Below are 3104 nucleotides of genomic sequence, written 5' to 3' on the forward strand. Positions count from 1 at the left end.
CCTCGGCGCCGCGGCGCTCCTGGTCTTTGTCGTGTTCGCCGAATGGGCCGTGCGCGGCAATCCGGATCTCCTGGTGCTGCCCGGCGGACCGCTCCCCGGCATTGGCGGCCCTGCTGCCACCGCCGGATCCGTCACACTGCATCTTGTCACCGCGGCGATGTGCGCGATCGGCTTCGGTGCCGCGGGATTGCTCGCGCAGGGCCGCTCGAGGAACGCCATCATCCCGGTGATCTGGTCGGGAGTTGCGGTGTTCACGCCGCTCGCCTTGCTGATCGCGCTGTACGCGCGCCTCGCGCATCTCGACCGTTCGATCCCGTTCGCGATCCTTGCCCTGCTGCTGGCGGCCGCCTTCGGCGGCGCGACCGAAGTCCTGACCCGGCGCGACAACCGGCCCGGATCGATGATCTCGACCGCGTTGTTCGCGACCGGCACGCTCGGCGCACTGGCGCTGGCGCTGACCTTCGCACTGGACAACGGCTGGCTCACCGTCGCGCTGGCGCTGATGTCGGCAGGGACCGCCTGGATCGCGATGCAGCGGGCGATTCCGTTCCTGCGCTGGCTCGCCGCGATCTTCGCCGGCATCGTGGTCGCAAGGATCGGCTACGAGCCGCGCATTGTCGGCGATGCCGTCGGCACCACGCCGATCTTCAACTGGCTGTTGTGGGGCTATGGCATCCCCGCGCTGTCGTTCTGGGCCGCGAGCCATTTCCTGCGCCGCCGCGGCGACGATGCGCCGCTGCGCGCGGTCGAGGCCGCGGCGATCCTGTTCACGGTGCTGTTGGCGTTCATGGAAATCCGCCACGCCATCAATGGCGGCGACGTCTACCGCGCCGCCTCGTCGCTGACGGAGATCGCGCTCGACGTCTGCGCGGCGCTTGCGATGGCGATCGGGCTCGAGCGATTGCGCGTCAAGACCGGCAGCATCGTCCACGACATCGGCGCCGTCCTGCTCACGGCTTTCGCCGGACTTTCAAGCCTGTTCGGGCTGTTGCTGCTGGCAAACCCGCTGCTCTGGTCGATCGAGATCGCCGGGCGCTTCATCAATCCGCTGCTGCTGGGCTATGCGCTGCCGGCGATCTTGATGCTGCTGTTGTCGTACGCGGTGGCCGGCCGGCGCAGCGCCGCCTACGCCAACGCCATCGCGGGAGCGGCGTTGCTGTTCGCGCTCGCTTATGTCTCGCTCGAAATCCGCAGGCTCTATCAAGGTCCATTGTTGAACGGCGCAGCGCCGACCGACCCGGAGCAGTACAGCTATTCGATCGCCTGGCTGATCACGGGCGTCGCGCTGCTCGGGATCGGCATCCTCCTCAATTCGCAGCGCGCCCGGCTGGCGTCGGCAGCCGTGATCGCGCTGACGATCCTGAAAGCGTTCCTCATCGACATGTCGGCCCTGGAGGGCGTCTACCGCGCGCTGTCGTTCATCGGCCTCGGCCTGGTGCTGGTCGCCATCGGCTGGCTGTACCAGCGCATCCTGTTCCGCAGGCGAACGGCGCCGCCAGAGGCCGCGCCCTAATCGCTCAGGCCGCTCGCACCGTATCCAGGAACTTGCCGACTTCGAGCTTGAGCCGGTTGCTGTCGCCCGACAAGGATTGCGCCGCTGAAAGGACCTGCGAGGAGGCCGATCCGGTCTCGCTGGCGCCCCGCTGCACGTCGCTGATGTTGGACGAGACCTGCTGGGTGCCCTGGGCGGCCTGCTGCACGTTGCGGGAAATTTCCTGGGTCGCGACGCCCTGCTCTTCGACGGCGGCGGCGATCGCCGAGGAAATCTCGGACAGTTTTTCGATGGTGCCGGAAATCTCCTTAATTGCGCCAACCGAATGCTGGGTCGCCGCCTGAATGCCGGCGACCTGTTCGCCGATTTCGCCGGTCGCCTTGGCGGTCTGTTCGGCCAGCGCCTTGACCTCGGAGGCCACGACCGCAAACCCGCGTCCGGCCTCGCCGGCGCGCGCGGCCTCGATCGTCGCGTTCAGGGCCAACAGGTTGGTCTGTCCGGCGATGGTGTTGATCAATTCGACCACGTCGCCGATCCGGTTCGCCGCCTGCGACAGTTCGCTGACGCGTTCGGTGGTGGTGCGCGCCTGACCGACGGCGTCGCCGGCGATTCGCGCCGATTCCTGCACCTGGCGGCTGATCTCCTTGACCGACGAGCTCAATTCCTCCGTGGCCGATGCCACTGATTGAACGTTGGCGGACGCCTCCTCCGAGGCGGCCGCGACCACGGTGGACAGCTGCTGCCCTCGGTTCGCGGTCGAGGTCAGGCTGCCGGCGGAATTTTCGAGCTGCATCGAGGCCGTCGATACGGTATCCACGATTTCGCCGATCATCGATTCAAACTCGCGGGTGATCTGGTCGACTCGCCGCCCGCGCTCGATCTTGGCTTCGGCCTCGTGCGCGGCGGCCTCGTCGGCGGCCTTTTTCGCGATCAGCGTCTCCTTGAACACTTGCAGCGTATCGGCCATCGCGCCGATCTCGGTCTTCTCGCCGCGATGCGGCACCTCGGCGGCCAAGTCACCGCTGCCCAGCGCCTGCATCGGCCTGACGACGGATTGGATGCCGCGCGACACGTCGCGAACGAGGAAGAAGCCGACGACGCCGCCGGCAATCATGGCCGCGATGATAATACCCAGCACCATCCAGGACGCAGCATCGTAACCGTCGGCCGCCTGCTTCGTTGCGGTATCAGCGCCGGCATCGTTGAGATCGATATCCTTCTTCAGGAACTGGTCCGAGTCGGCAGCCATCACCGCAACCGATTTGGTCAGCAACTCGCTGGCCTCGTGCGGAATGCGACCGACGCTGTCGCGCGATTCCTGCATGACTTGCTGGACGCCTTTCATATATTTGTCCCAGGCGCGGGACCAGTTTTCGTAGATCGCGCGTTCCTCCGGCGAGGTAATCATTGGTTCGTAGGTCTTGCGGTTCTCGGCAATGTTGTCGAGAATGCCGGATAATCTCTTTTCGCCCGACTGCTTTGCCTCCGGCGTCTCCGCCATCACATGCGCGCGAAGCGCGACCCGAAAGAGATTGATATTGGCGCGCAAGTCGCCGAGCACCCGCACGCTCGGCAGCCAGTTGGTCGCGATGTCTACGGTATGGGCGTTGAT

Annotated in this window: 2 protein-coding genes; one reads left to right on the forward strand and one right to left on the reverse strand. The window is 66.1% G+C overall.

Going from position 1 to position 3104, the window contains the following annotated elements:
- On the forward strand, positions 1–1513 hold a 1513-nt coding region (locus WCB02_RS21050), incomplete at its 5' end, for a DUF2339 domain-containing protein (protein WP_423961065.1).
- 4 nt (positions 1514–1517) lie between these two features.
- Here the strand turns inward: WCB02_RS21050 and WCB02_RS21055 are convergent.
- On the reverse strand, positions 1518–3104 hold a 1587-nt coding region (locus WCB02_RS21055; protein ID WP_423961067.1), incomplete at its 5' end, for a methyl-accepting chemotaxis protein.

The sequence above is a fragment of the Bradyrhizobium sp. genome, from assembly GCF_049581145.1.
In the GTDB taxonomy this organism is placed as follows: Bacteria; Pseudomonadota; Alphaproteobacteria; order Rhizobiales; family Xanthobacteraceae; genus Bradyrhizobium.